General features: G+C 61.2%; 31 protein-coding genes. 19 read left to right on the top strand and 12 right to left on the bottom strand.

Annotation, left to right across the window (positions count from 1 at the left end; all coding sequences use genetic code 11):
• Positions 1–14 precede the first annotated feature (14 nt).
• The 13 genes from A37A_RS0113375 (at position 15) to A37A_RS0113315 (ending at position 9,480) form a co-directional block, all read left to right on the top strand.
• On the top strand, positions 15–317 hold the full coding sequence (locus tag A37A_RS0113375) for a nitrogen fixation protein NifZ (RefSeq protein WP_018291994.1): 303 nt from the start codon (positions 15–17) through the stop codon (positions 315–317).
• A complete protein-coding gene (locus A37A_RS0113370; RefSeq protein ID WP_018291993.1) occupies positions 310–1,482 on the top strand; it encodes a cysteine desulfurase family protein in 1,173 nt (390 codons plus the stop codon). Before A37A_RS0113375 ends, A37A_RS0113370 begins: the two co-directional genes overlap by 8 nt.
• Positions 1,479–1,700 (top strand): putative nitrogen fixation protein NifT, encoded by a 222-nt coding sequence (gene nifT / locus A37A_RS0113365; RefSeq protein ID WP_018291992.1) that lies wholly within the window; start codon positions 1,479–1,481, stop codon positions 1,698–1,700. Before A37A_RS0113370 ends, nifT begins: the two co-directional genes overlap by 4 nt.
• Positions 1,697–2,872 (top strand): DegT/DnrJ/EryC1/StrS aminotransferase family protein, encoded by a 1,176-nt coding sequence (locus A37A_RS0113360; protein WP_018291991.1) that lies wholly within the window; start codon positions 1,697–1,699, stop codon positions 2,870–2,872. The genes nifT and A37A_RS0113360 overlap by 4 nt, the downstream gene beginning before the upstream one ends.
• A 24-nt stretch (positions 2,873–2,896) precedes the next feature.
• Positions 2,897–3,151, top strand: coding sequence for a hypothetical protein (locus A37A_RS0113355; RefSeq protein ID WP_018291990.1), 255 nt, complete (start codon positions 2,897–2,899; stop codon positions 3,149–3,151).
• Entirely contained in the window at positions 3,148–4,020 is an 873-nt protein-coding gene (locus A37A_RS0113350) for an SIR2 family protein (protein WP_018291989.1), read from the top strand. Before A37A_RS0113355 ends, A37A_RS0113350 begins: the two co-directional genes overlap by 4 nt.
• A 134-nt stretch (positions 4,021–4,154) precedes the next feature.
• Entirely contained in the window at positions 4,155–4,565 is a 411-nt protein-coding gene (gene nifW, locus A37A_RS17595; RefSeq protein WP_018291988.1) for a nitrogenase-stabilizing/protective protein NifW, read from the top strand.
• Positions 4,562–5,446 carry an electron transfer flavoprotein subunit beta/FixA family protein gene (locus A37A_RS0113340; RefSeq protein WP_196799640.1) on the top strand — a complete coding sequence of 295 codons (885 nt, stop codon included), beginning with the start codon at positions 4,562–4,564 and terminating at the stop codon, positions 5,444–5,446. Before nifW ends, A37A_RS0113340 begins: the two co-directional genes overlap by 4 nt.
• A complete protein-coding gene (locus tag A37A_RS0113335; RefSeq protein WP_018291986.1) occupies positions 5,443–6,564 on the top strand; it encodes an electron transfer flavoprotein subunit alpha/FixB family protein in 1,122 nt (373 codons plus the stop codon). Before A37A_RS0113340 ends, A37A_RS0113335 begins: the two co-directional genes overlap by 4 nt.
• Positions 6,561–7,859 (top strand): FAD-dependent oxidoreductase, encoded by a 1,299-nt coding sequence (locus A37A_RS0113330; RefSeq protein WP_018291985.1) that lies wholly within the window; start codon positions 6,561–6,563, stop codon positions 7,857–7,859. The genes A37A_RS0113335 and A37A_RS0113330 overlap by 4 nt, the downstream gene beginning before the upstream one ends.
• Positions 7,856–8,143, top strand: coding sequence for a ferredoxin family protein (locus tag A37A_RS0113325; protein WP_018291984.1), 288 nt, complete (start codon positions 7,856–7,858; stop codon positions 8,141–8,143). The genes A37A_RS0113330 and A37A_RS0113325 overlap by 4 nt, the downstream gene beginning before the upstream one ends.
• A gap of 282 nt (positions 8,144–8,425) precedes the next feature.
• A complete protein-coding gene (locus A37A_RS0113320; RefSeq protein WP_020494452.1) occupies positions 8,426–8,686 on the top strand; it encodes a hypothetical protein in 261 nt (86 codons plus the stop codon).
• Positions 8,687–8,757: 71 nt separating this feature from the next.
• Entirely contained in the window at positions 8,758–9,480 is a 723-nt protein-coding gene (locus tag A37A_RS0113315; protein ID WP_196799639.1) for a response regulator transcription factor, read from the top strand.
• A 183-nt stretch (positions 9,481–9,663) separates the two neighbouring features.
• Here A37A_RS0113315 and pqqE read toward each other — a convergent pair whose 3' ends face one another.
• The 5 genes from pqqE to pqqA form a co-directional block, all read right to left on the bottom strand.
• Positions 9,664–10,884: a pyrroloquinoline quinone biosynthesis protein PqqE gene (gene pqqE, locus A37A_RS0113310; protein WP_018291980.1), complete on the bottom strand. Its 1,221-nt coding sequence runs from the start codon at positions 10,882–10,884 to the stop codon at positions 9,664–9,666.
• Complete coding sequence (gene pqqD / locus A37A_RS0113305; protein ID WP_018291979.1) at positions 10,885–11,181, bottom strand: pyrroloquinoline quinone biosynthesis peptide chaperone PqqD; 297 nt, start codon at positions 11,179–11,181, stop codon at positions 10,885–10,887.
• A complete protein-coding gene (pqqC, locus tag A37A_RS0113300) occupies positions 11,171–11,923 on the bottom strand; it encodes a pyrroloquinoline-quinone synthase PqqC (RefSeq protein ID WP_018291978.1) in 753 nt (250 codons plus the stop codon). The genes pqqD and pqqC overlap by 11 nt, the downstream gene beginning before the upstream one ends.
• Positions 11,920–12,834, bottom strand: a complete 915-nt coding sequence (locus A37A_RS0113295) for an MBL fold metallo-hydrolase (RefSeq protein WP_018291977.1) — start codon at positions 12,832–12,834, stop codon at positions 11,920–11,922. The genes pqqC and A37A_RS0113295 overlap by 4 nt, the downstream gene beginning before the upstream one ends.
• Positions 12,835–12,933: 99 nt before the next feature.
• The gene (gene pqqA, locus A37A_RS22195; protein ID WP_369324020.1) at positions 12,934–13,014 is read right to left on the bottom strand and encodes a pyrroloquinoline quinone precursor peptide PqqA; all 81 of its coding nucleotides are present in this window, start codon (positions 13,012–13,014) and stop codon (positions 12,934–12,936) included.
• A 270-nt stretch (positions 13,015–13,284) separates the two neighbouring features.
• On the opposite strand from pqqA, the gene A37A_RS0113285 reads away from it, so the two are divergent.
• From A37A_RS0113285 to glp, 6 genes are read left to right on the top strand one after another with little or no spacing between them, the layout of a single operon-like run.
• Positions 13,285–13,764 (top strand): NAD(P)H-dependent oxidoreductase subunit E, encoded by a 480-nt coding sequence (locus A37A_RS0113285; protein ID WP_018291975.1) that lies wholly within the window; start codon positions 13,285–13,287, stop codon positions 13,762–13,764.
• The gene (locus tag A37A_RS0113280; protein WP_018291974.1) at positions 13,761–15,323 is read left to right on the top strand and encodes an NADH-quinone oxidoreductase subunit NuoF; all 1,563 of its coding nucleotides are present in this window, start codon (positions 13,761–13,763) and stop codon (positions 15,321–15,323) included. The genes A37A_RS0113285 and A37A_RS0113280 overlap by 4 nt, the downstream gene beginning before the upstream one ends.
• A gap of 36 nt (positions 15,324–15,359) precedes the next feature.
• A complete protein-coding gene (fdhF, locus tag A37A_RS0113275; RefSeq protein ID WP_018291973.1) occupies positions 15,360–18,245 on the top strand; it encodes a formate dehydrogenase subunit alpha in 2,886 nt (961 codons plus the stop codon).
• 13 nt (positions 18,246–18,258) lie between these two features.
• On the top strand, positions 18,259–18,483 hold the full coding sequence (locus A37A_RS0113270) for a formate dehydrogenase subunit delta (protein WP_018291972.1): 225 nt from the start codon (positions 18,259–18,261) through the stop codon (positions 18,481–18,483).
• Positions 18,484–18,491: 8 nt separating this feature from the next.
• Positions 18,492–19,178 (top strand): molybdenum cofactor guanylyltransferase MobA, encoded by a 687-nt coding sequence (gene mobA, locus A37A_RS0113265; RefSeq protein ID WP_020494451.1) that lies wholly within the window; start codon positions 18,492–18,494, stop codon positions 19,176–19,178.
• Positions 19,175–20,947 (top strand): gephyrin-like molybdotransferase Glp, encoded by a 1,773-nt coding sequence (glp, locus tag A37A_RS17590; protein WP_018291970.1) that lies wholly within the window; start codon positions 19,175–19,177, stop codon positions 20,945–20,947. The genes mobA and glp overlap by 4 nt, the downstream gene beginning before the upstream one ends.
• Before the next feature lie 538 nt (positions 20,948–21,485).
• Here the strand turns inward: glp and A37A_RS0113255 are convergent.
• From A37A_RS0113255 to A37A_RS21855, 7 genes are all read right to left on the bottom strand, one after another.
• A complete protein-coding gene (locus A37A_RS0113255) occupies positions 21,486–21,677 on the bottom strand; it encodes a hypothetical protein (protein WP_018291968.1) in 192 nt (63 codons plus the stop codon).
• On the bottom strand, positions 21,674–22,750 hold the full coding sequence (locus A37A_RS0113250; RefSeq protein WP_343122735.1) for an AAA family ATPase: 1,077 nt from the start codon (positions 22,748–22,750) through the stop codon (positions 21,674–21,676). The genes A37A_RS0113255 and A37A_RS0113250 overlap by 4 nt, the downstream gene beginning before the upstream one ends.
• Entirely contained in the window at positions 22,726–23,835 is a 1,110-nt protein-coding gene (locus tag A37A_RS20250; RefSeq protein ID WP_155996687.1) for a hypothetical protein, read from the bottom strand. Before A37A_RS20250 ends, A37A_RS0113250 begins: the two co-directional genes overlap by 25 nt.
• Positions 23,836–24,270: 435 nt before the next feature.
• On the bottom strand, positions 24,271–24,714 hold the full coding sequence (locus tag A37A_RS19600; RefSeq protein ID WP_155996686.1) for an ATP-binding protein: 444 nt from the start codon (positions 24,712–24,714) through the stop codon (positions 24,271–24,273).
• Entirely contained in the window at positions 24,648–24,926 is a 279-nt protein-coding gene (locus A37A_RS17585; RefSeq protein WP_018291963.1) for a type II toxin-antitoxin system RelB/DinJ family antitoxin, read from the bottom strand. Before A37A_RS17585 ends, A37A_RS19600 begins: the two co-directional genes overlap by 67 nt.
• Positions 24,927–25,188: 262 nt before the next feature.
• A complete protein-coding gene (locus A37A_RS21860) occupies positions 25,189–25,515 on the bottom strand; it encodes a DUF29 family protein (RefSeq protein WP_018291962.1) in 327 nt (108 codons plus the stop codon).
• The gene (locus A37A_RS21855) at positions 25,512–25,778 is read right to left on the bottom strand and encodes a DUF29 domain-containing protein (protein ID WP_018291961.1); all 267 of its coding nucleotides are present in this window, start codon (positions 25,776–25,778) and stop codon (positions 25,512–25,514) included. The genes A37A_RS21860 and A37A_RS21855 overlap by 4 nt, the downstream gene beginning before the upstream one ends.
• Between the last annotated feature and the right edge of the window lie 172 nt (positions 25,779–25,950).

Here is a 25,950-nt window from a genome sequence, read left to right as displayed (position 1 = left end):
GAGGAGGGAGAGCTATGGGAATGGACGACGAAGTCGAGCTGGAGGGACCGCCGGCCTTCACTTATGGACAGAAGGTGATGTCGCGGAAACACATCCGAAATGACGGCACTTTTCCAGGCAAGGAAATCGGCGAGATATTGATCAAAAAGGGCGAGATGGGGATGGTGACGAGTATCGGCACCTTTCTGCAGCGTTTTTATATCTACGGCGTCGACTTCTACGAGCGCGGCTATGTGGTCGGGATGAAAGGGAAGGAGCTTGATCCGGTGCCGGAAGAGAGCCCCGGACGAACCGAGGCTGAGGCAAGTCATGGATGAGGCCGACCGGATCTACCTCGATCATAACGCCACCACGCCCTTGCGGCCCGAAGCTCTTGCCGCGATGGTTCCCTATCTTCGAGAACGGTATGGGAATCCCTCCAGCCCCGGCTTCAGCGGCAGGCTCGCCAAGGAAGCGGTCGTACGAGCGCGGACCGAGGTGGCCAGCCTGATCGGCGCCCAGGCGTCAGAGATCCTCTTTACCAGCGGCGCTACGGAGTCGATTCACCAGGCGATCCTGGGGGTGCTCGACCTTGCGCCGGATCGGCCCCGGGTCGTGTCGACGGCGGTCGAGCATCCGAGCACCGCCCTTCTTTTGGAGCGGTTGGAAGGTCGAGGAGTGGAAGTCGTTCGGCTCTCCGTCGATCGCCAGGGCCTGCTCGACTTGGGACAGCTCCAGAGGGCGCTCGAGAAGCCGGCGGCGCTGCTTTCTCTGGTCTGGGTCAACAACGAGACCGGGGTGGTCAGCCCGGTGGAACAGGCCGTCGGTCTGGCGAAGGAGAAGGGGATCCTCTGCCATTTGGATGCGGCGCAGACGGTCGGAAAGATCCCGGTGGATGCCCAGAAGCTCCCCTTCGACCTGCTCTCTTTCTCGGCCCATAAGCTCGGCGGACCCAAGGGGATCGGAGTCCTCTTCGTCCGAAAAGGAGTTCGCATCCCTCCGCTTTTCTGCGGCCATCAGGAGCGGGGCCGGAGAGGGGGGACGGAAAACGTCGCCGCCATCGCGGGATTCGGTCTCGCGGCCCGACTCGCCGCGAGTGGGCTCGCGGATCGGAGTCAAGCGGTAGGGCGGCTCCGCGACCGCTTGGAGGAAGGCATCCTCCAAGCGCTTCCCGATGTCGTGACGATCCACGGCAGGCGTAGCCCCCGAATGGCGAACACCACGAGCATCCAGTTCGGTCGGATCGAGGGGGAAGAGCTGCTTGCCCGGTTGGAGCGCCGCGGCATTGAGGCTTCCTTGGGCTCGGCCTGTTCCAGCGGTGGCGGAGAGCCTTCGCGCATTCTTCTTGCGATGGGGCTTTCCGCCGGGGAGGCAGGGGCCACTCTCCGGTTCAGTCTCGGGGAGGAGACGACGAGCGAGGAGGTCGACAGAGCGGCGCGAGCCATCGCCGAAGAGGCGTCTGCTCTCCTGGGGAGGCAAATCGTGGGAGGAAGAGCAAGATGAAGATCATGATTCGGCGGGCGGTATCGGGTCTGATGTCGGTGTACGTGGCAAAAAAGGATCTGGAAGAGCCTGTCGTTGCCGTGGAGAAACCCGGACTTTGGGGTGGGACGGTCACCCTGGCCAACGGATGGCGCTTCCAGCTTCCGGAAATGCCCGGCGACACGCCACTCCCGATTACCGTCGAGGCGCGGCGCTTGGCCGAGGGGGCAGGGGAATGAGGGAAGCGTCTTCGTCGGAAGGGCGGGCTTTTGAGATTCCGCTCTCCGATCCCGATCTGTCGGAAGAAGAGCTCTTCGCCGTCGAATCCGTGCTCCGCTCTCCGGAGATCGGCGGCGGGGCTCTTGTCGAGCAGTGGGAGAGAGAGTTTGCCGCCTGGGTGGGGCGCAACCATGCGGTAGCGGTCAGCAGCGGGACGATCGGCCTCTGGCTTGCCCTCCGGGCCCTGGGCATCGGGACCGGGGATCGGGTGATCCTTTCGGGCTATTCGTGGCACCAGATCGGGGGGGCGGTTCCCCTGTGCGGGGCGGAGCCCGTCTTTACGGAGATTGACTACTGGTCGGGAACGCTCTCGGCGACGCGGGCGGCAGAGGCGGGCGGCGCGGGCGCGCGGGCCATCCTTGCCGGGAATACTCTGGGCCATCCCGCAGCGTGGAAGGAGCTCCAGCAGCTGGCGGAGGAGCAGGGGCTCCTCCTGTTGGAGGATTCGACCGAATCCGTGGGCTCCCGATACGGCGACCGGAGGACGGGCGGCTTTGGACGGGTGGCGGTCTTTGATTTTTCGCAACCGGGAGCGCTCGCCAGCGGAGAAGGTGGGATGGTCGTAACCGACGACGAAGAGTTGGCAGCCCAGATCCGGTATAGCCGAAGCCGCTCCCGAAAGGAGCGATTTTCCGGCATCGCGACAATGGTTCCTCCCCTCCACGCGCTGCCCAGCAACCTCACGGCGGCTCTGGGGCTTGTCCAACTCAAGCGGGTCGAGAAGATCTTGGAGCGCCGCCGGGTTGTGGAGGCTTGGTACTTTCAGCAGATGAAATCCTTCGAAGGGATCAAGGATCCCTATGTCGCCCCCGAAGCGACGGAGGTGCACTGGTTTCTCTACCCGGTTCACTTGGGCACGCGGTTCAGCCGGTCGAGCCGGGACGCGATTCTCGAGGATCTCGTCCAAGCGGGGATCGAGGCATCCGCCTACTGCCAACCGATGCATCTCCATGGTTGTTTCCTGGAGAGCGGCTTGCGGAAGGGCCGTCTGCCGGTAACCGAGAAGGTCGCGGACCGCTCCATCGTTCTCCCCTTTCACGCCCATCTGACCGAAGAGCAGGTCGCCTTCATCGTGAAGACCCTCAAGGATGCCTCGGTCAACGTGGGAGCCGGAGCGGCGATCTACTTGTAGTGCAGAAACAAAAAGGGAGGATGCATGAACGAAGAGGTGGTTGTGATCCACGTCCGCTTCGCTAACGACGGAACGGTGCGGGAGATCGGGGAGAGGCCAACCGGGCTGACCGCCCAAGCATGGTTCGGGCGGCTCTGGAAGAAGGCGGGAGATAAGTTCCAGGCATTTGCCGGCGGCCGGGGAATTTTCCGCTTGTCGCGCGGCGAGATGGAGGAGTTGCAGGACCATGGGAAAGAGTCGGCCTCCGAAGGAGCGGTGGAGAAAGGAGGGGAAGGATGAGCGATCTGCTTGGCGAGATGATCGGGTGTCTGGAGGCGGGGAAGCTCGTCCCCTACTTGGGGCCGGGGATCTGGCGCTTGGAGGAAGGGGTCGAAGCCCCGTTTCCGACGGACGGCGAGAGTCTGTCGGAGAGTCTTGCCCGACGGGTCGCCGTCCCAGGGAGAGTGCGGGGTAATCTCTCCGCCGCCGCGCAATACATCGAGAGCAATCGGCATCGAAAGACTCTGCGCAAGCTCCTGCTCGAGAGCTTCTCGGTGCCGGTTCCGAAGCTTTCCCTCCACGATCGCCTGGCGACTCTTCCCCATCTCCCGATGATCGTCGACGTCTGGTACGATGGTGCCCTCCGAACGGCATTCGCTTCCCGCTCGGACTGGGGAGAAATCCAGGGGGTGAGCCAAGCGGAGCATCCGGGAGGCTGGACGAAAGCGTTTGGTCCGGATGGGACGGAGGTCCCCCTTGACGAGTCTGCGCGCTGGGCGACCGTGCTCTATAAGCCTTTGGGATCGGTCAGCCCCGCCGGGAATTTTGTGATTTCGGACTCCGATTATGTAGAGGTGCTGACCGAGATCGACATCCAGACCCCGATTCCGCCGGTGGTCCAGGCGCGGCGCCGGGAGAGCCGCTTCCTCTTCATCGGATGCCGGTTTTCGACACAAACCGAGCGCACCTATGCCCGGCAGATCCTGAAACGATCCTCGGATCATCACTGGGCACTTCTCCCGGCGGAGCTCTCTCGGAACGAGGAGCGCTTCTTGCGGGAGCTCCGGATCGAGCGGATCCCGCTCTCCTTGCGTGATCTGTGTGAAGGGCTCTTTTGCCCGTTGGAAGCCGCGGCCGCAGATTTGTCGGAAAGCCGACGAGAATCGTAGCGTTTGGCCAGAAGGGCACACCGGGGCGACTTCCTCTCCACGATGCTCCGTTGACCGACGCCCCGGTCAAGCGAGGGGGAAGGGAGCACCAAGGTTGGCACGCGGCCTGCTGCTATTCCTGATAGAGGATTAAAATGATTGATCCCATACTTGCCGCATTAAGCCGCCTTTCGGCGGCGGAGGAGTTTCTCGACTATCTGGAGGTTCCCTACGATCCGCAAATCGTTCGCGTCAACCGCCTCCATATTCTCAAGCGCTTTCAGAAGTACCTGCTCTCGTCTTCCCCTCCCAAGGCGCGGGCCGAAAAGGACCTGCGCCTCTTCTATCGCGGTCTGCTCGAACAGGCCTATCTGGATTTCGTGGTCTCGACTCCTTTGCGGGAAAAGGTATTCGCCGTTTTTCAGCAATCGGTCGAAAAGAAGAAGCCCGCTCTCGCGACCGTCGCGATCGAAGATCTGCGCGCTTCTCTTCGGAGCGGGCCGATGCGAAGGCAGGCGCCCGCCGGTGAGGGGAGCGGTCTTCCTTCGGGAGGGAGTACCTCGTGAGGGGGCCAACTATCGTAGTCTGCGTCAAACAGGTGCCGGATAGCGCACAGATCCGGGTTCATCCGGTGACCGGGACGATCATGCGCCAAGGGGTGCCTGCAGTGCTCAATCCCTACGATCTCTTTGCCTTGGAAGAGGCTCTTCAGATCAAAGATCGGTTAGGAGGGCGCATTGTCGCCCTCTGCATGGGGCCGCCGCAGGCGGAAGCGGCGCTACGGAAGGCTCTTTCCCTCGGAGTGGACGATGCCGTGCTGGTCTCCGATCGCGCGTTCGCGGGATCGGATACGCTGGCGACCTCCTTTGCCCTGGCCAGCGCCATTCGGCAGGTGGGCCAAGAGCAGCCAGTCGACCTGGTCTTCACCGGTAAGCAGACGATCGACGGCGACACGGGGCAGGTCGGGCCCGGCGTCGCCAAGCGGCTGGGCATGCAGCTCCTGAGCTATGTCTGCCGGATCCCCATCCTGGACATGGATAGCCAAAGCATCGTCGTTCATCGATGGACGGAAAGGGGGGGGCAGGTGTTGCAGAGTAAGCTGCCCTGCCTGATCACCGTTCTGGAAGGGACGAGCGAAGGCCGTTTTGCCTCGCTGCCGGAGATGATCCGGGCGACCCGTCAGCCGATTCGGGTCTGGAACAGACAAGCGGCGGGGATCGAAGACTTGACCAAGATCGGACTGAAAGGCTCCCCGACTGTCGTAGGAAAGGTCTTTGCGCCTTCCCGGCGTGCGGAACGGGCCGAATGCATCGAGTGGGAGCAGGATCAGGCCGGGAAAGCGGTCTCGCTTCTCTGGGAGAAGATCCGGGCGCGGCAGCCGGAGCTGGTCGAAAAGCTCTCCGGCACCAACGGGGGAGAGAACGGACAGGAGAGAGTTTCCGAATGAGCGAATCAGGTGGAAAGCCGGCGGAGAGGAAGGGAGCCGCGCGGAGGAAGGCGGCTTTGGATCCGCGATTGGCGGAATATCGGGGAGTCTGGGTCTTTGTCGAGCGGGATGAACAGGGGGTTCACCCGGTCTCCTGGGAGCTTCTGGGTGCGGCGAGAGAGCTGGCGGATCAGCTCGGAACGGAAGTGGGAGCGGTGGTCGCGGGTGGAGCAGAGGAATCGCTCGAGTCCCATTGTCGGGATGCGGTCGCCTACGGCGCGGACCGGGTCTATCAGACCGTCCATCCCGTGCTGGCGGGCTATCGGAACGAGCCCTACGCCAAGCTCCTCTGCGAACTGGTCAAAAAGCATAAGCCGGAAATTCTCCTGCTCGGGGCGACATCCCTTGGGCGGGATCTGGCGAGCAGCGTCGCTACGACACTCGAGACCGGTTTGACCGCCGACTGCACGGAGCTCGCGATCGATCGGGAGAGCCGCGCCCTGGCGGCGACGCGACCCACCTTCGGGGGTAACCTTCTCTGCACGATTCTGACCCTGAACTATCGGCCGCAGATGGCGACGGTGCGGCCGCGGGTTCTCCCCCAGCCGAAGAAGGATCACGGGAGAAGCGGGCAGATCCAGAAAGAAGAGATCGATCTCTCCGAAGAGGAGATGGTCACGAAGCTTCTCGAATTTCTTCCGCACGCCGGGGGAGACCGGCTGGATCTCTCGCTCGCCGAGGTAATCGTCGCCGGCGGCAAGGGCCTGCAAAGGGCGGCCAACTTTTCCTTGCTCGAGGAGCTGGCTCGGGCCTTGGGCGGAGAGGTGGGGGCGACCCGGGCGGCTGTCCAGGCGGGATGGGTCGATGCCCAGAGACAAATTGGGCAGACCGGGAAGACGGTGCGGCCCAAGCTCTATATCGCCGCAGGGATCTCCGGGGCGATTCAGCATCGGGTCGGGATGGAAAGCTCGGATCTGATCGTGGCGATCAACACCGATCCCAATGCACCCATTTTTGAGGTGGCTCATTATGGGATTGTCGGGGACGCGTTGATTCTCCTCCCTCTGCTGACGCGCACGGTACGCGGGCAGGCCGTTGCAGCAAAAACCATCGGGCTCGAGGTCTATTCCTCATCATGAACGAACGGTTTGATGCGATCGTCGTCGGTGCGGGTCCTGCCGGGACCTCTGCTGCCCTTACTCTGGCGCGAGGAGGGTGGAAGGTCCTCCAGATCGAACGGGGGGAATATCCGGGTTCGAAGAACGTGCAGGGAGCGATCCTCTATGCCGATTCGCTACAGAAGCTCATTCCCAATTTCCGGGAAGAAGCGCCGCTCGAGCGGCACCTGGTCGAGCAGCGGCTCTGGGTTCTCGATGATCGGTCCTACATCGGGAGCACGTACCGCTCCCCCGTTTCCAACGATGCCGAGCCGGATCGCTACACGATCCTGCGGGCGCAATTCGACAAGTGGTTTGCCAAGAAAGCGCAAGAAGCGGGCGTCCTCTTGATTTGCGAAACGACCGTTCTCGATCTGCTCCGGGAGGGGGAGAGGGTGGTCGGAGTTCGCACCGACCGGGAAGAGGGAGAGGTCTACGCCGACGTCGTGATCCTGGCGGATGGGGTCAACTCGGTGCTGGCGCGTAAAGCCGGCATTCGACCCGAGCTGGGAGCGGGAGAGGTTGCGCTCGGGGTCAAGGAGGTTCTGTTCTACCCCCAGGAAAGCTTGGAAGATCGTTTTGGGATTCAGGGCGACGAGGGAGTCGCGATCGAGATGGTCGGCAAGATCACAGGAGGAATGGTGGGGACGGCTTTTCTCTACACCAATAAGGAATCCCTCGCCGTCGGAATCGGCTGTCTTCTCTCCGACTTTCGAAGGGAGAAGGTCCCGCCCTACGTGCTGCTTGCACGCCTCAAGGAGCATCCGGCGCTGCGCCCGCTTTTGCGTGACGGCGAGATGAAGGAATATACGGCGCATCTCATCCCGGAAGGAGGCTACAAGGCGATCCCGAAGCTCTCGGGGGACGGCTGGCTCATCGTGGGAGACGCGGGCATGTTCGTGAACTCGGTTCACCGCGAAGGCTCCAATCTGGCGATGGAGACGGGGAGGATCGCCGCGGAGACGGTGATCGAACTCAAGCAAGCCGGAGAACCCTTTACCGAACGCAATTTGCACCGCTATCGGCAACGGCTCGATCAGAGCTTCGTGATGAAAGACCTGCGAAAGTACCAGCACGTCCACGAGGTGCTGGACCAGAACCGCCATTTTCTCACGACTTATCCGGAGCTCGTCAACCGAGCGGCGGAAACCCTTCTTCGGGTGGACGGAGTCGACAAGCGTTCCAAGGAGAAGGAGGTGGTCCGAAGCTTTCGGAAGCACCGTTCCTATCGCGGCCTCTTCTCCGACGCGGTGAAACTGTGGAGGGCATTCCGATGAGCGAAGTGGAAGAAAAACTCTATCAAAACCGGTATCGCCTCGATGCGGGACACCCGCATATCCGCATCCGCGACCCGGAGGTCTGCCAGGCTCGGTGCACGGAAAAATCCTGTGCCGCCTGCTGTCCGGCGGGATGCTATACGCTAGGGCCTGAGGGCGACATTACGTTGCTCACCGACGGCTGTCTGGAGTGCGGAACCTGCCGGATCATCTGCAGCGAGTTCCGCAACGTCGATTGGGAATATCCTCGAGGAGGCTTCGGGATCCTCTTTAAGTTCGGCTGATTGTCTGCCGCTCTTCGGCCCGCGTTCCGTTTCGCTTTCCTCCGGAGCGATTCGGCTTGTACCCGTCTGCGAGCCGTCATCCCAGTCGGTACGCAACTTGAGGAGATCGTGCATCGAGTTGTCACAGGCCCATTCGCTGCGCCTCGGATACGAACTTTGTGAGATATGCAGGCTCGAGTTGGCACGCGTCGCGCTTTCCCAAGAAAAACTTGACCAGGTCCCCGGACGGGGACACTTGTAGTTAACGTTAAGATAAAGCATCAATAAAGGGAAGAACCTGCTATGAAGCTTGGGCAAAAGCGGTTACAGCGTGGATGGATCATCATATTCGGGGTGTTTTGCTTCGTTGGCCTTTTGACAGGACCGAGCCAGGCACGAGTTCTCGAGTCGACCAACGGTCCGCGGATCACCGTGGGGCCGGCGGGTCACGCCTACACGAAGGAAGAGCTCGCAAAGAAGAGTTCCAGCAAGCCGGAGGCAAAGAAGCAAAAGAAGACGGAGGCTTCCGAGAACGGCCATAAGGAATCGGCGGGGAAAGAGTAGGGTATCGGTTTGCTTTTCGGGTGGAAGTCGTTGGCTTTGGGCGGCGCGTCTCCGAAAAGGGGACCAAGCGCATGAAGGGAAAGAGGGGGCAGAGCCCGGATGAAGAGAAGGTGCGGGTTCTTCTGGCTGAGCCCGACGAAAAGCTGGCGGCGACGATCGGAGCGGAGCTGGAGAGCAAGGGGCTGACGTGGGATCGGGTTTCCACGACCGACGAAGCGTTCCTGGCTCTGAATTTCGACGAGTTTGCTGTCGCCCTGTTCGATGGGAAAACACCGGGGCGTCCAGTTCTCGAAGTGATCGAGATGCTCCGCAGGCGCAACATCTTTACTCCGATCCTGCTGCTAGGCGGGGATGCGGATACCCAGCTACGGATCCGGGCCTATGAAAAGGGAGTGAATAGCGTCGTGCCCAAGCCCTGCTCGCCGGAGGAACTTTCCGCTCATCTCAAGGCGTTGTTGTGCCCCAGGACGGGCTCCACTCCTTGGGTCCAATCGGTCGAAGATCTGGAAATCGACTTTTCCGGCCGGCGGGTTTTTCGCGGGGGCCAAGAAATCACACTCACGCCCAGGGAGTTCGATATTCTCGAGTATCTTCTTCGGAATCAAGGAAGGGCCGTGAGCTTCGAAGCCCTGGCCCAGGATGTCTGGCATCAGCCCGCGCGCGCCAAGACCATCTCCAACGTGGTGCGCGTCCACATGGCGAGCCTTCGCAAGAAAGTTGACAGTGGACGTCCCGTGAAGCTCTTGCACACGATGCGCGGCTATGGCTTTGTCCTGCGCAGCGACAGCCATTAAGCCCGCCTGGTCCTCCCAAGTGTTCTCCTGCGGCTTGCAAAATGGGCTTGTCTGCTTCGTTAGGCTTGGTTTTCCATCCTCGTAGTCTGTCCCTCATACAGCTCCGGTGGAAAACCGACGCCGCGCCGAGCATCCAGGCCCATCAGCCCTCGCCTCGGGTACGAACTTTGGGAGAAATGGCGGCTAGCAGGCCCGTTCCGGCTTTGCCGGAGTCGGGGGTGCGGGATGGGAAACGGCTTCCGACAGGCGCTTGGACTCGATCGGGTTCCGGTAGCTCCACGCGATCGTTTCGCGGGTGTCGGTTTCCGCCAGAGCCTCTTCGATCCGGTGGTGATGGGGGGATAGGAGGCAAGCCGGGTCGGTTGCGCCCGCGTCTTCCGTCAGAAGAAATGCCTGACAGCGGCATCCACCGAAGTCGATTTCCCGGCGTGGACAGCTTCGGCAAGGCTCTGGCAGCCAACTGGTGCCTCGGAAGCGGTTAAAGGCTTCGGAATCAAACCAGATGTCCCGGAGGCTCTTTTCCCGAACGTTCGGGAAATGGAGGCTGGTGATCTCCCGAGCGGCCTGACACGGCAGGGCCTGACCATCGGCCGACACCGTGAGGAAAGCGCGCCCCCAGCCATGAAGGCAGGCTTTCGGATAGGTGGCGTAGTAATCGGGAATGACGAAGAGGATATCCATCTTGCCCTTCAGCCGTTTCTGGGCTGCTGCCGCAACGTTCGCAGCGTGCTCGACTTGAGCCTGCGTCGGCAAGAGCCATCGTCGGTTTTCGAGCGCCCAGCCGTTGTACTGAGCATTTGCCAGCTCGAGCCGCTCGGCCCCCCATTCTTCGGCGAGCGCAATGATCTCCTCGATCCGCCCGAGATTCTGACGATGGAGAACGGCGTTGATCCCGAGCGCGAAGCCCGCTTCGCGCGCGATCCGCCCGGCCTCCGCCTTCTTGGCAAAGCTTCCGTGCATCCCGGCAATCCATTCCGCACTGTACGGCCGGCTGTCCTGGATGCTGATCTGAAAGCCGCCCAGGCCCGCTTCCTTGAGTTCCTTGGCGAGCTCGGAGGTGAGGAGGGTACCGCCCGTGCTGAGATTGGGATAGAGCCCAAGCGTACGGGCGGCCCCAATCAGCTCGGGCAGATCCTTGCGTAGAAGCGGCTCTCCCCCGGAGAAGTTGGCTTGCAGCACGCCGAGCCCGGCGGCCTCTTCCAGGACTCGAAGCCATTCCTTGGTCTGGAGCTCGTCGCGCAGCGAGCGGGCAAAGGCGACCGGGTTGCTGCAATAGGGGCACTGCAGTGGGCAACGGAAGGTGACCTCGCAAAGAAGGGAAAAAGGATAGCCCAAATCCAGGAGCTTGGTCTTCTCATCGGCAACTCCTTCTGTCGCAGCCGAAGCGGCTCTCGCTTGTGGCATTTATTCCTCCATGGCGTCCGGGAAAAGGAGCAGCCCTCGTTCTTCCAGTTCCCCTAAAAAGTTTCCTACGTCAACTTCGAGCGCAACCGCTTCCGCTTCTGTGCCGTAGCGGTTCGCCAATTCGGAGACGATCTCGTCGACCGAGCGATGGCCGTCGCAAAGGGAGAGGATCGCCTCCGCCGACGGGTTGAGGATGAGCACCCCTTCGGGATAGAGAAGAACGGGCTTTTGCCGAATGGGATCCCATCGCAGCCGGGCCTTCCCTGCGAGCCGAGGAACTCCCTTTCTATTTTTCATCCAGGGAGGGCATTTGAATGCGCAAGACATAAGCCATGTACATGGCGTCGAGCATCGACCAGAGTAGCTCGCACTTGAAACGAAGGGCGGACAAGGCCGCTTCCTGCGCCACCCTGGTTCTACATCGATCCAGCACCAGATGGAGGGTGAAGCTGACGTCCTTGGGAGCTTGGGTGAGACGCTTGCGGAAGTAGCGGAGCCCGTCTTCCTGGATCCACGGGTAGAATTGGGGGAAAGCGTCGATCCGTTTCTGATGGATCGATGGGGCGAAGAGCTCGGTCAGGGAGGAGGCCATGGCTTCCAGCCAGGAGTGGCTGCGGCAGAAGTGGACGTAGGCATCGACGGCGAAACGGACACCCGGCAGGAGCCGCCTCTGCTCCAAGAGTTCTTGGCGGGTAAGGCCGACCGCTTCGCCGAGCAGGAGCCAGCGCTCGATTCCGCCGGGATCGTCCTGAAAGCCGTCGTGGTCGTGGATGCGACGGATCCATTCCCGTCGGAGTTCCCGGTCCGGGCAGATCGAGAGGATCGCCGCATCCTTGATTGGGATCTGGACCTGATAATAGAAACGGTTGGCAACCCAGCCGCGAATCTGTTCCTCATTGCACTTCCCCTCGTTCATCAAGACGTGGAAGGGATGCTTGTCGTGATAGCTGCTCGCTCCAATGGCCCGGAGCCTCTGTTCGAAGTCGTCCCGAGAAAAGGGGGGCTCGGTGTCGAGTTGGAAAGAATAGGGTAAGCTCATGATTGGGGAGGATAGAGCCGGAGCAGCATCCCGTCATAGGCAATTTGCACCCCAGCTTCCCTCACTTGTTTTGCCGGAGAGGACCCCGGATCGAGGATAGGGTTGGTGTTGTTGATATGGATGTAGAATTTTTCCCGAATGGGGAGCCTCGACAGCCAGGCAAGCGTTCCTTCCGGCCCGGAGACGGGCAGATGGCTTCGGAGAATCGACCGTTGGCGTTCGGGGCTCATCGGGGCGAGCTCTTCCTCCGACCAGAATGTCCCGTCGACGAAAAGAGCCTCGGACCCTGCGATGAAATCCGCGAACTCCGGGGAAATTCCCGGTAACCCCGGAGCGTAGACCACCCGCCGTCCGCACTTTTTCCCGGTGATGCGGAGTGCGACGACATGTCCGCTCTCGTTCGAGGGGGTCTCGTAGGGGGCGGGAGCGGCAGGAAGCGGAAGAGCCTCCACGATCAGGGAGGCGAGCTCGGCCGGATAGGCGAGCCTCCGGACCGGAAGGAAGTGACGGAGAATGGAGACGATCGGGAAGGTGGAGCCGAGGCTTTTCCAGACGGGGTCGGTGCAGACGAGGGTTAACTCCGTTCCCTCCCGCAGGAAGAGGAGCCCGGTCGTATGGTCGATTTGGCCGTCGGTCAGCGCTACGGCCATCAGAGGTGAGCCGCGGAGCGACCCTTCCGGCGGGGCAAGCTCCGCCCGCTCGGCAAATTGGGAACAGAGATCAGGTGAGGCGTTGATCAGGAGCCAACGCTCCCCCCTTTCCGCGATTGCAATCGAAGCTTGCGTGTGGCGGAAGATCTTTCTTGAGGGCGGAAGGTCGCGCTCCTCTCGGGCTTGCGTGCAATAGGAACAGCGGCAGTTCCATTGCGGCACTCCCCCGCCCGCCCCGGAGCCAAGCACGAGCAGTCGCATCTTGGATGTTACTCGATCGGACCGGCGAAACGTCGAGCGACAGAAAGAATAAACAGGGTGAGCCCAAGGGCTCACCCTGTCCTGCGAACGTGCGAGGGATTATTTGCCCGCCACGTTGACGTAAGCGGTCACCTCCATGCAGAGGCTGATCTCTTCAAATTCCGGCTTTACCCATTTCATAATTGATTCTTTTGCCTCCATCTTTGGCCGGCTTTCTCTCGGTCGGAAGCCACACCATGGACGCAAGGCAAGCTACTGATCCCGCCATGCACCCACAAGTTCTTTTTACGAGGTCCGAGCAAACGGTCTCGCCGCGGGTCGCAAGGAAACATCGTCCAAAGATGCAAATTGCGGATTGCCGATTACTCTCCAAATGGTACTAGTTGTGGGTGGAGGCGAGGATCGGGCCCTAACCGATCTCGGTGACTACTCTAATTTAGCGGAGAGGGAATGGAAAACGGCAAGGTCGAGAGGAAGGATGAGTTGGAGGACATCTTGCAGAGCTTTTCGCGTCTGGCAAACGGGTTGATTCCCGCCTTTCATGCCATTCAGGACCGCTATGGGTATGTTCCGAAGGAGCGGCTTCCGGAGATCGCCCGCGCCTTTAACCTTTCCCAGGCCGATGTCTACGGCGTTTTGACCTTTTATCACGATTTTCGGCTCGAGCCGGTCGGAAGGCATGTCGTTTCGGTCTGCCGGGCAGAGGCCTGTCAGGCCAACGGATCAGCTGCGGTCATCGATCGCCTTCGGCGGAAACTGGGAGTCGACTTTGGAAAGACGACAACCGACGGCGAGGTGACGCTGCTGCCGACCTATTGCTTCGGCAATTGCGCTTGCGGCCCGTCGGTTGCGGTCGACGGGAAGCTGTACGGCCGGATGAGCGCGGAAAGAGTGGAGCGCATTCTCCACGGGTTGGGAGTGTCGGCATGAGGGTCTACGTACCTCGCGATTTCTCGGCTTGCGCCCTGGGAGCCGACGAAGTGGCGCGCGCGATCGAACGGGAGGCGGGAAGAAGAGGCATTACCCTGGAACTGGTGCGGAACGGCTCGCGGGGGCTCTATTGGCTCGAACCGTTCGTGGAGGTGGAGAGAAACGGAGAGCGGGTAGCCTACGGACCGGTATCCGAAGAGGAGGTGGAAAGCCTCTTCGACCAGAACTTCCTGGAAGGAAAGGAGCATCCGGCCCGACAGGGCAACCCCGAAGAGATCCCCTATCTGCGCCGACAGACACGGCTTGTCTTTCGCCGGATCGGGAAAAACGACCCGCTTTCCCTCGACGAGTATCGGAAGCATGGCGGGCTGGCAGGCCTCGCGCGAGCCTTGACCCTCTCTTCGCAGCAGATCGTGGAGGAGGTGACTAAGTCCGGATTGCGCGGCAGGGGCGGAGCGGGATTTCCCACGGGAATCAAATGGAAGACGACACTCCAGGCCGTGGACGATCAGAAGTACATTGTCTGCAACGCCGATGAGGGGGACTCAGGCACGTTTTCGGATCGGATGGTGATCGAAGGGGACCCCTTTCTTCTGATCGAAGGGATGACCATCGCGGGTCTAGCGGTGGGTGCGACCGAGGGCTATGTCTATCTCCGGTCGGAATATCCCCTGGCTCGCCGAATCTTTGAGGAAGCGCTCGAAAGAGCTAGGGCGGGCGGAATCCTGGGGAAGGATATCCTGGGAAGCGGAAAATCCTTTTTCCTGAATCTTTACGTGGGGGCGGGGGCCTATGTCTGCGGGGAAGAGACTTCCCTCTTGGAAAGCCTGGAGGGGAAGAGGGGGATGATCCGTCCGCGGCCCCCACTGCCCGCCGTCCACGGCCTCTGGCAAAAGCCGACCGTGGTGAACAACGTGATCACACTTGCCTCGGTTCCGGGGATCTTGGCCGATGGTGCGGATGCTTATGCGCAGCTCGGGGTGGGGCGCTCGAAGGGGACCTTGCCGGTGCAGCTTTCGGGCAACCTTCGCAGGCCCGGCCTCGTGGAAGTGCCCTTTGGGATCACGCTCGAGGAGCTGCTGTTCGACTATGGCGGCGGCACGGCGAGCGGCCGCCCGCTCAAGGCGATTCAGATTGGCGGCCCCTTGGGACCCTATCTCCCGTCATCGCTTTTTCACGTAACCCTGGATTACGAAGAGCTCGCCAAGGTCCGGGGAATTGTCGGCCATGGAGGAATCGTCGCCTTCGACGACACCGTGAACCTGGGCGAGATGGCCCGGTACGCGATGGAGTTCTGTGCCGAGGAGTCCTGCGGGAAGTGCACCCCTTGCCGGATCGGCTCGACGCGCGGCATGGAGTTGATGGACAAGATCCTTTCCGGGAAAAAGGCTCCGGGCTCGATCCAACTTCTGGTCGATCTTTGCGATGTGATGATCAACGCCTCGCTCTGCGGCTTGGGAGGCATGACTCCCTTTCCCGTATTGAGCGGGTTGCGACATTTCCCGGAAGATTTTGGATATGCGAAGGAGGAAGTGGAACCACTGCTCCAAAAGGTGTAAGAGGAACAACAGAGGGTGATGTCGGAGGGGTGCGATATGTTGAGGAACCAGCATGCGGATTTAGGAACGCCGAGCCGGGGGTGTGAATGCGGGCACGGCGGCCGTAACGGTCATGGCGTAGGCAAACCGGCACGGGAAGTCACGCTCTCGATCGACGGGAAAGAGATCACGGTTCCCGACGGGACGTCGGTCTTGCGCGCGGCGGCTCTCGCCGGAGTGGGCGTACCCAAGCTCTGCGCGACCGACACGCTCGAGCCGTTCGGTTCCTGCCGGCTCTGTCTCGTCGAAATTGAGGGAAAGAGAGGCTTTCCCGCTTCCTGCACGACGCTGGTCGAGCCGGGAATGAAGGTGAAGACCTTCTCCGAGCGGTTGGCCTCGCTCCGCCGGGGGGTGATGGAACTCTATATCTCCGACCATCCTCTCGACTGTCTGACCTGCCCGGCCGACGGGGATTGCGAGCTCCAGGACATGGCCGGCGACGTGGGATTGCGGGAAGTCCGCTATGGCTACGCGGGGAAGAACCACCTGCAGGCCGCAAAAGAGGTGAGCAATCCCTACTTCACCTTCGATCCCGCCAAGTGTATCGTCTGCTCTCGATGCGTGCGGGCCTGTGACGAAATTCAAGGGACTTTTGCCCTCACGGTCGAGGGCCGCGGATTCGATTCGCTGATCCAGCCGGGACCCACGAAGGAGTTTCTGAGTTCGGAGTGCGTCTCCTGCGGCGCCTGTGTCCTGGCCTGTCCGACTTCCGCCCTGATGGAGAAGGCGGTGATCGATCTCGGCCTGCCCAGCGAATCGACGGATACGACCTGCGCCTATTGCGGGGTTGGTTGCTCCTTCCATGCGGAAACTAAGGGGGCAACCGTCGTGCGGATGACGCCCAACAGGGAGAGCTTGTCGAACCATGGTCATTCCTGCGTCAAAGGACGCTTTGCCTGGTCGTACGCCACTTCGCGCGATCGGGTCACCAAACCGATGCTTCGCAAGAACATCGAGGAGCCGTGGAAGGAAGTGAGCTGGCAGGAGGCGATCCAATATGTGGCCTCCGAATTCCTGCGGATTCGCGAGAAACATGGCCGCTATTCGATCGGAGCGGTGAGTTCCTCCCGCTGCACCAACGAGGAGGATTACATCGTCCAGAAGCTCGTGCGCGCCGTCTTCCGTAACAACAACATCGATACCTGCGCCCGGGTCTGCCACTCGCCCACCGGCTACGGGCTCAAGAAGGCTTTTGGAGAATCGGCCGGGACCAACCCGTTCGACTCGGTCGACCAGGCAAACCTGATCTTCGTCGTGGGAGCGAACCCGACCGACGGGCATCCGGTGTTTGGCTCGCGGATGAAGCAGCGGCTGCGGGCGGGCGCAAAGCTGATCGTGGCGGATCCGCGCCGGATCGACCTGGTGCGCAACCCGCATATCCAGGCGGACCTCTATCTTCCGTTGCGGCCGGGAACCAACGTCGCCCTTCTGAATGCTCTTGCCCATGTGATCCTGGAGGAGAAGCTCGAGAACCGGGAGTACATCGAGGCCCGGTGCGACTTGTCGGCCTACGAGAAGTGGCGTGCGTTCGTCCTGCGGCCGGAAAATTCGCCGGAGGCGATGGCTCCAGTCACCGGAGTCCCCGCCGAGACGATTCGGGCGGCGGCGCGTCTCTACGCAACGACAAAGCCCGCCGCGATCTACTACGGGCTCGGAGTAACGGAGCATTCACAGGGATCGACGGGTGTCATGTGCCTGGCGAATCTGGGCATGCTGACCGGCAACGTCGGCGTGGAGGGAGGAGGGGTCAATCCGCTGCGGGGCCAAAACAATGTCCAGGGTTCTTGCGACATGGGCTCATTCCCCCATGAGCTTCCCGGCTATCGACACATCTCCGACCAGACGGCGCGGAGAAGCTTCGAGCAGGCCTGGAAGGTCGAGATCGATCCGGAGCCCGGGTTTCGGATCACCAACATGCTTTCGGCGGCGACGATCGGGGAATTCAAGGGTCTCTACATGCATGGCGAGGATCTGGTGCAATCCGATCCCGATGCTTCTCACGTCATCGAGGGGCTGCGGAATATGGAGCTCGTCGTTCTCCATGACATTTTTCTCAACGAGAGTTCGCAGTATGCCCATGTCTTCCTCCCCGGCTGCTCCTTCCTCGAAAAGGATGGGACATTCACCAACGCGGAGAGGCGAATCCAGCTGGTGCGCCAGGTGATGCCGCCCCTCTGCGGCAAGCAGGAGTGGGAGGTGATGCAAGAGATTGCCCAGGCAATGGGCTATCCGATGCACTACCACCATGCTTCGGAAATCATGGACGAGGTGGCTCGACTGACTCCGACTTTCTCGGGAGTGAGCTTTAAAAAGCTCGCGCAGCTTGGGTCGATTCAGTGGCCCTGCAATGATCGGGTGCCCGAGGGCACCCCGGTCCTGCACCAGGAACAATTTGTCCGCGGCAAAGGATTCTTTGCTTTGACCGGCTACGTGGCGACCCAGGAAAGGGTTTCCGAGCGATTTCCCTTGCTGCTCACCACAGGCCGCATCCTCTTCCACTACAATGTGGGGACGCAGACCCGCCGGACGGCGAACTCGACTTGGAGCAAGGAGGATCTGCTGGAGATTCACCCGAGCGACGCGGAGGAGCGTGGCATTCGCGACGGAGACAAGACCGAGTTGCGGAGTCGCAAGGGGAGTGCCGTCATGCACTGCGTGGTGACCGAGCGGGTCGCGCCGGGAACGGTCTACGCCACCTTCCATTTTCCGGAGAACCGCACGAATGTTTTGACGACCGAGAATTCCGACTGGGCGACCAATTGCCCCGAATACAAGGTGACGGCGGTGCAGGTGAGCCGGGTTTTCGAGCCGGTCCGGGGCGAGGAGCGCGAGAACGGAAAGGCGGCAAAACGACGGGAGATTGTGCCCGCCGCCGGAGAGTAGCAAAAGAGGCCAGATGATTGAAGACCTAGTGCGGATGGCCAATCAAATCGGCGACTTCTTCGGCAGTGATCCCTCGCAGGATGAGGCGGCGGCAGGAATCGCCGAGCATCTGAAGAAGTTCTGGACGCCCTCGATGCGCGAAAAGCTGATCGAGTATTCCCAACGGGACGGGAAGGGGCTCTCGGAGCCGGTACGGGTGGCCTTGTCTCGTCTTCAGAAACCTGTCGCAGGACCGTAAGTCGTGACGTGACCTTTCCTCCCCGCGCGGCGCATGCGCCGCGAGTGAGGGAGCCAAGCTTGCTTCCCGAAAAGGAGCAGAGTTCCACGGCGAGGATCGGCGGCATCCTCCTCTGCGGCGGTCGGGCTCTGCGCTTGGGAGGTGTCGAGAAGGGCCTGCTCCGCTTGGAGGGGAAGCCGCTGTTTCAGCATGCTGCCGAGCGGCTGCAGCCGCAGGTGAGTTGGCTTGCCATCAGCGCCAATCGAGAAAGGGAGGAGTACGCGGCTTGCGGATTTCCCGTTCTTCCCGATCTTCGCCCGGGCTTTCTTGGTCCATTGGCCGGAGTGGAAGCGGCCTTGGCCGCCTTGCCGCTGCGCCTTTCGTTCCTTCTGACCGCTCCAGGAGACGCCCCGTTCCTACCGGCGGATCTTGTCGAACGGCTCTTTCACGGGATGAAGGCTGGAAGGAGGACGAGCGCCTATGCCCATGACGGGGTAAGGGGACAGTTCCTCTGTGCGCTCTTCGAGCGCGGTTGCGAGGATCTCCTGCGAGGATTCCTCGATCGGGGAGGGAGGAGGGTAGAGGAGTTTTTGCGGGAGACGGGTGCGACGGTCGTTGATTTTTCGGATCGAGCCGCCGATTTTTGGAACGTGAACGACGCAGACGATTGGGACCGGATTTGCCGAAGAGCCGCACAAGGGCAGGGGGGGGCGTGAGTCGTCGGAGCGGGGTACCCGTCGTGGCGTTCGTGGGCAGGAGTGGTGCGGGCAAGACGACCCTTCTCTGTGCGGTCGTGCGCATCCTTGCCGCCCAGGGGATCCGCGTCGCTGCGATCAAGCATGCCCATAAGGGGTTCGAGATCGATTATCCCGGGAAGGACAGCATGCGCCTGCGGGAGGCGGGGGCGAATCCAGTCCTGCTCCTCTCGCCGATGCGGCGCGCTTGGGTAGAGGAGGTGGCGTCCGCGGCGGAGCCCGACCTTTGGGAAGCAGTCGCCTCCTTAGGTCGAAGCCCGATCGACTTGCTGCTGGTGGAAGGGTTCCGGGCGGAGGGGATGCCGAAAATCGAGCTTTATGTTCCCTCTTTAGGTCAACGTTTATGTGAGAGGGATCCCGACGTTCTGGCGGTAGCCTCCGAGGGCGCTCTTTCCCCTCCGGATGGCCCGGTCTCCTTCGATCGGAACGACGCGGAAGGAGTCGCTCTTCTGATTCTTCAGGCGTCCGGTCTCGCCGTCCGCTCGAAGCACGGTGGGAGTGGAGCGTTCCCTCCGGCGACAGGCCCGCTTCCGCTCAAGGAAGCGCGGAGGATCCTTTGGGAGGCGATGGCTCCGGAGAGGGTGGAGGCTGCCGAGGAGGTGAGCTTGTTGCCAAGCGTGGGACGCATCCTGGCGACCGACCTGGCTTCTCCCGTCGATCTTCCCTCCGCGCCGACGGCGGCGATGGATGGATATGCGGTAAGAGCCGCTTGTCTGGGGGAGCAGGGTCGGGAGTTCTCCCTCGCCGGCACTGCCGCCGCAGGGTCTCCCTTTTTCGGCTCTCTGCCGGAAGGAAGCTGCGTGCGGATCTTCACCGGAGCCCTTCTGCCGGAAGGGACGGATCTGGTGATTCCGCAAGAGGAGGCCCTCCTCCGTGACGGGAAGGTGTTCCTGCCGGGAGCGCGCCGCGCCGGCGAGAACGTTCGGCTCAAAGCGGAGAGTCTTGCTCAAGGCCAGGGGCTTTTGTCCGCGGGAACGAGGATCGGCCCCCGGACGCTGGCGCTGCTCTCTGCTATCGGCAGGGAGAAGGTTCCCGTGCGCCCCAGGCTTCGGGTCGGGCTGGTCTGCACGGGGAAGGAGTTGCGACCGCTCGGAGAGCCCATTGGCCCCGGAGAGGTCTACGACAGCAATCGCGTCTTTCTTTCGGCCGCTCTGGCGGATCTTGGGGTCGATCTAACCGACGCCGGAATCGTCGATGACGATCCGGAATTGCTGGAGGAGCAGCTCGATCGGCTCGCGGAGAAGGTCGATCTGCTGGTGACCACCGGTGGCGTCTCCGTAGGCGAAGGCGACTACGTCGGCAAGCTGCTGGCGGAGCGGAATGCCATCGTCTTTCGGCAGATCGCGGTCAAGCCGGGCCGTCCCTTTCTCTTTGCCCGCTGGCGGGGGAGGCCGCTCTTTGGGCTTCCCGGGACACCCGCTGCGGTCTTCGTGCTCTTCTATGACCTGGTTGGGCCTCTCCTACGACGTCGCATGGGGGAGTCGCCGCCGCGAGAGGGGATGCGGCTGCCGGTCCTCTCCAGGATTCCTAAACGCGCGGGCCGAACGGAGTATCGGGCTTGCCGATTGGTCGTTGGACCGAGGGGAGAACCCGCCTTTCACCCGGTGAGTCGCACGGATGGAGCAGGGCTGCTTCCGGCCGCCTCCGCCGATCTCCTGGCGCTCCTGCCTGAGGAATCGGAGTGCGTCGAGGTCGGAGAGCGGGTCGAGGTGATCTTTCTGCCGCGGTAGCGAGGAGGGAGCGGGAGGCGCCGCAACTCCTCCACTCTGGGAGCGAAGTAGGCGCCCAAAGACGGACACTCTCGCAAGAACTGCCGTCCCTTAGGATACACGCCCACCGGACGCGCGGACGTCCGGTTTCGGAACCGCCCTTGGGCGACAGCGTAGCCATAAAGAAAAATCCGGTTGTTCTCTCGCAACTACTTACCATTTTTGGCCCGGAAGTGCGGCTCAGGGGTTGCCTTGACGGTCAGGGGCCGCAGGCCCCAAAAAAGCGGGCGTCTGCCCGCCAATGACTCAGGCCGAAAGCGGTGAAAGAGAGGAAAAGCTGCGCGGCGGCGTGCGCCGCGACCAATTCAAGATGGCCTCAAGCCGCCGTTGCGCGCGAAGGACCGTCACCGGACGGCCGAGACGCCGCATCCCGCTCGCGGGATCTGAAGGCGGCTCGGGAAGCGTCGCATTCGCGGTGCGCGGACCTGGTCCGGCATCAGCCGGACGTGCCCTCGCTACGATTGTACAGTTGAAACGTAAGAAAGCGGAAGGCCGCTGGTCAAAGAAGGACCGGCTCCACGCCGGCTTCGTATTTGCCGACTGTGTTTTCGAGATCTGTCTTGCGCTCCTTCGCAAAAGCGGCGAATTTGCGCAGCTCCTCAAGGTCGCGGTCGATGTCCTCGGACGCAGGAAGTTCGGGCGGCAGCTCTTCGGCAAGATCGTGACCGGAGTAATGCGAGGTTCGTTTCATGCCCTCGAAGATAACAGGATAATCGTTTTGGTATCAAAACAGGCGGCCTTGAGGCGTTGTGTCATGATCTCGGGCCGGAATCTTTGGATCGTCTTGTTGAACAATATCTCTTCAACGATTCTTTCCCACGTTGTCCGCATTTGCGTGCACAGCGTTGTGACATCGCCGCGAAACTTCTCGTCGCTACGATCATAGCCCGCGTCCTTGAGCGCGCGCGCCGCCTGATCGATCTCGGTCAATCGCTCCGTGACTGGCTTCACATGCCAGGGCTTTCGGGCATTGTCGATAATCCCGAAACGATCGTCGCCAAGGCTTGTCATCCATTCTTCGTGACAAGCGACACCGGCCCTGCGGGCTGCACTGCTCAGCATGTCATGGAAAAGAATGCTATGGGTGAATGCGATGACCTGACGACCGCTGGCGACTTCTTGCGCAAGGCGGCCTGCGACAGACTCCATGCGCGAGTAGTCGAGCGATGACACGGGATCGTCCATAATGATTCCGAGATCGCGCCCGACTTCGTTGAGTTCGGCAAGAAAGCAGGCAAGCGCAAGACCACGCTGTTCGCCTTCGCTGAGCACGTCACTATTGTTGGCGATACGCTGCTGCGTGGACAGGGCAATCTCGATAAGACTGCTGCCAAGGTCGCCGCGATTAGCAAGGCGAAGGGGAATATGTGTGAGATGAAGCGCAGAGAGTTCGCATTCGAGCGCCTGCTTTAACGTCGGCGTTAGAATTTCCCGGCGACGTCTGGTGATCTGCTGCGTGATAGCCGTGATGCGGCAATCACGGCGACAGGCAGCGACCTTGTGCCGTTCTTCGAGACGGTTCCGCCGCTCGACAATCACTGCTATCTCTTCGCCAAGCTTCTTTTTGTCCGTGAGGTCCGCCAGTCGCGCCGCGCGCTGCTGGGCCGCAGCGTCATCGCGTTTCGCATTATTCAGGTTGTCCGCCTCTGTATTCAGCGCCGCGATTTCATCATCGATGAGCTGCGCGGGGGAATCGGGAAGCGCTTCGAGGTGATCCAGGTTGTCGTACTCCTGCGCGGTCAGGGTCGCCTTGACGACGCGCAGGCGGGCGGATGCCTTCTCGAAGAAGGCCGCGAGCGTTTCAGCATATTCCTTTTTCTGCGGAGAGAGGGCGGCGTAACCGGCGAGAAGAGTCGTGACGTTGGCCTGGTCTTCGTCGTCAACGCCAGCATCGCGGTAACGGCTGCATCAAACATCTGCGTGGATGTCGTGGCCTCTTCGGCGGCCTTGTCGGTCAGATAGGCATCGAACGCGGCGAGGCGCACCGCAGCGGATTCATCGAGTTCCTGCTGACAAAGAACGCACCGCTCTGCGGTGGCGATCTGAGGGGGATTACGGTCAGGGAACGCACTCGCGGCAAATTCGCGTGCGTATTTGAGCATATGCCGCCAGACTTCCGATCCCACGCCTGGAATTGGTTCGTCCTTGAATAGATCATGGGCCGATGCTTCCGCTGCTGCGCTCTTGGCTACGGCGTCCTGCCGCTTTTGCGACAGTGTCACGATCGCCGCATCCGCAAGCTTTTCCCGAATTGTGGCGATATCGACCTTGAGGGTTTCAAGAGCCTGGCGCGCTTCGATGCGCAGGCGCGCGAGCCTCTGCGGATCGTTCTTGGATTCTTCAGTGAGGCGGTCAAGCTCGGTCTGAGTTTCGGCGGACCAGTTGGCGAGATCACGGAGCGCCTGCTCGGAGGGAAGGTCATTGAGTGGTGTGGCCGTCGTCAGTTTCGACACGAGCCGAGAGGCCGCAGTATCCTGAGTGTAGCCGGCCGGCAGAGGGACATTCACCGTGGCATTGAATGCGTCTTCGCGCGCCTTATAGCCGGTGTCCAGCATCTGCAATGCAACGCCGAGCTTGTTGAGAAGATCGAGTTCGTAGGGGAGAAATTTGATCTTTCGTTGCTTGTCCACATAGACGCGCGCGGTATCACTATCGAAAACCGATATGCGGGCCAGTTCGAATGGCGGCGGATCGCTGCCCTTCCAAATGATCTCGGTTTTCGGTTGGGCATCATCGCCGACGCGGAAGCCAAACCAATTTCCGCAGTTGGTGCCTTGTCCATGCTGTAGATGTTGCCGCGAAGAGGGGCGCGGGTGAGTGAGCGGCAGAGCTGCTTGATAATGCGGCAATATCCGCTTTTGCCGGAAGCGTTCGGCCCGTAGACCAACGTGACGCCGTTCACCGCAAAACGCATTGGGGGTTGGTCAGATTCGAGCCGGTCAATATTCTTCACCGGGCCGAGCGAAGCGAGGACGGTTTTTGGCTCGTCGCTAGCGGCCTCGGAAAGATGTTCGGCGGCGAGCGGGGCAGCCTCGGTCGGGTTTTCAGCGGGTAAGCCCTGCGCAATCTCAATCTGGGAGCGCAGGTCCGCAAAATCGTCTTCAGTCAGTTCGCCATGCTGGGCAAGTCGCCGCAAGGCGTCCTGCTGCCATAGCGGGCGTCCCTTAGCCCAATCGAGAAGTGCTTCACGTGCCATCACTGCTCCCGCGCACGTAGCGGTCTGTTATGTCATTGCATCAAGAATCCAATTGCGACTGGTCCTGCCGCGAATGCATTGCTACCGATCATGCCGATATCTGTTCTTCGCTGGTGTCAGTCTCCAAAGGCAATTGCCGCCCGCCGAGTCCCGCGAAAAGCCGCTCGCGGCAGGTCAAGACGATGACCTGCACGTTGCGCGCCGCCATGTTGAGAATGGCAAAACATACGGGGCTCATCCGCCGGTCGTCGGAAAAGACCAGTGCATCGTCAAGAACAACCATCGCTGGGCGCCCTCGCTCTACCAGCATTTCGGAAAAGGCGATCTGTTCCTGCGTGCCCATGCTGAGGTGGTGGAACGCTTCCTCGTGACCGGCTTCCTTGACGACGCCGGTGATGCGGAGGTTTTCATCGATCGCGATGTCGACACCGGGAAACAGGAGTTGCAAATAGCGACGGACGCGGTTTAGCACCGGCGACAGATAGCGCTCTCTGGCGTCATGTTCCGCGTCGCGGAGCGTCGATAACAACAAGGTGAGAACTGCGGCTTCTCGCTCAAAACGGCCGCATTCTTCATCGCGTTCGGGACTAGAGGCTCGAAAGGCAGCGCCTTGTTCTGGGCCACCTTCTTGAGCAGCAGCCTGACCGCATCGGACACGGTAAGGCCCATTGCGGCCAATACTGCGGAAGCTTCCTCTTTGGTCACGCTATCAATACGCACCTGCACGAGTTGATGGGCAGACATGGTGGTTTCTCGGTTGTGCTTTATCTGTATGACAACGTAATGCAGGCAGCCCGGAAAGGCAAGCCTCTCTGGACCAAGAACATCACCAATTAGGGTGTTGTCGATTTTTGAGGCAACAGGCTGCCAGGAAGGTAATATTCGCCGAACGCGTGGCCTTCCAGGGGTTGACCGTCGAACAGACGGCTGAAAAAACCTACACTCGAACTAAGTGGTGGAGCGAACTGGTTCCCCAGGCCTCATGGCCCGGGCTTCATTTAGCACGTCACATCCGGCAGCTCGGCGGTTCCATCTGCTCTTCGAGCTGCTCCCGCGTGAAGTAAAGCCCCTGCTTCAAGAGTTCGTGGATGTCCCACGGGCAACTCTGCGGAAGATCCTCCTCAACTAGAGGCTGCTTCAGTTTCTTCTGCTCCCACATCTCCTCGGACTTATCGATGACGCGGCTGCGCGCGCCTTCGTACGTTTCCGCGATAACCTCGTCCAACTTGTGTCTTAGACTTGGGTTTTTCTTTAACAAACGAGGGATCTGCCGCCGATCCTCCCTGACGGTGCGTTCCCACCCATGACCATCCCTCTCTGGATCTCTCTTCAAATACGCGATATAGAGAAGGTGTGTTCCATTAAGGTCTCAAGCCGACTCTCCAAACGGCTCCACTGGCTGCTTCCCAAGTCCTCGACCTCCTCAATCAGGTTTTTTATGTCCAGCTTGTCGAAGCGGCCCTCCCGCAGGAGCCGAGCTGTCTCCTGAGTCCAAGCGTACAAGTCGCGCTCGTAGAACTCCTTCGTCGTCATGCAGTCACGATCATGCTGCGCCAGAAGACGCGCAAGCGGAAAAACCGCTCTCTCCACCGCCATGTGCGCCCATTTCCTCCTCGAGGATTGGCGGCGGCCGCGCCGAATGCGACAGGCTTTCCCATCCATGAACCTTTTCGGGAATGTTTCTCCCGGTCGCCAGGAGGGTAGCGGCAAAGAAAAAGCCCCGGACGCGTTTCCGTAAATGGGAAAGTGATCTTGTCCGAAGGGTGGA

It is taken from the genome of Verrucomicrobium sp. 3C, assembly GCF_000379365.1.
Lineage (GTDB): Bacteria > Verrucomicrobiota > Verrucomicrobiia > Methylacidiphilales > Methylacidiphilaceae > Methylacidimicrobium.
This window is presented reverse-complemented; position numbering and strand designations above follow the sequence as displayed.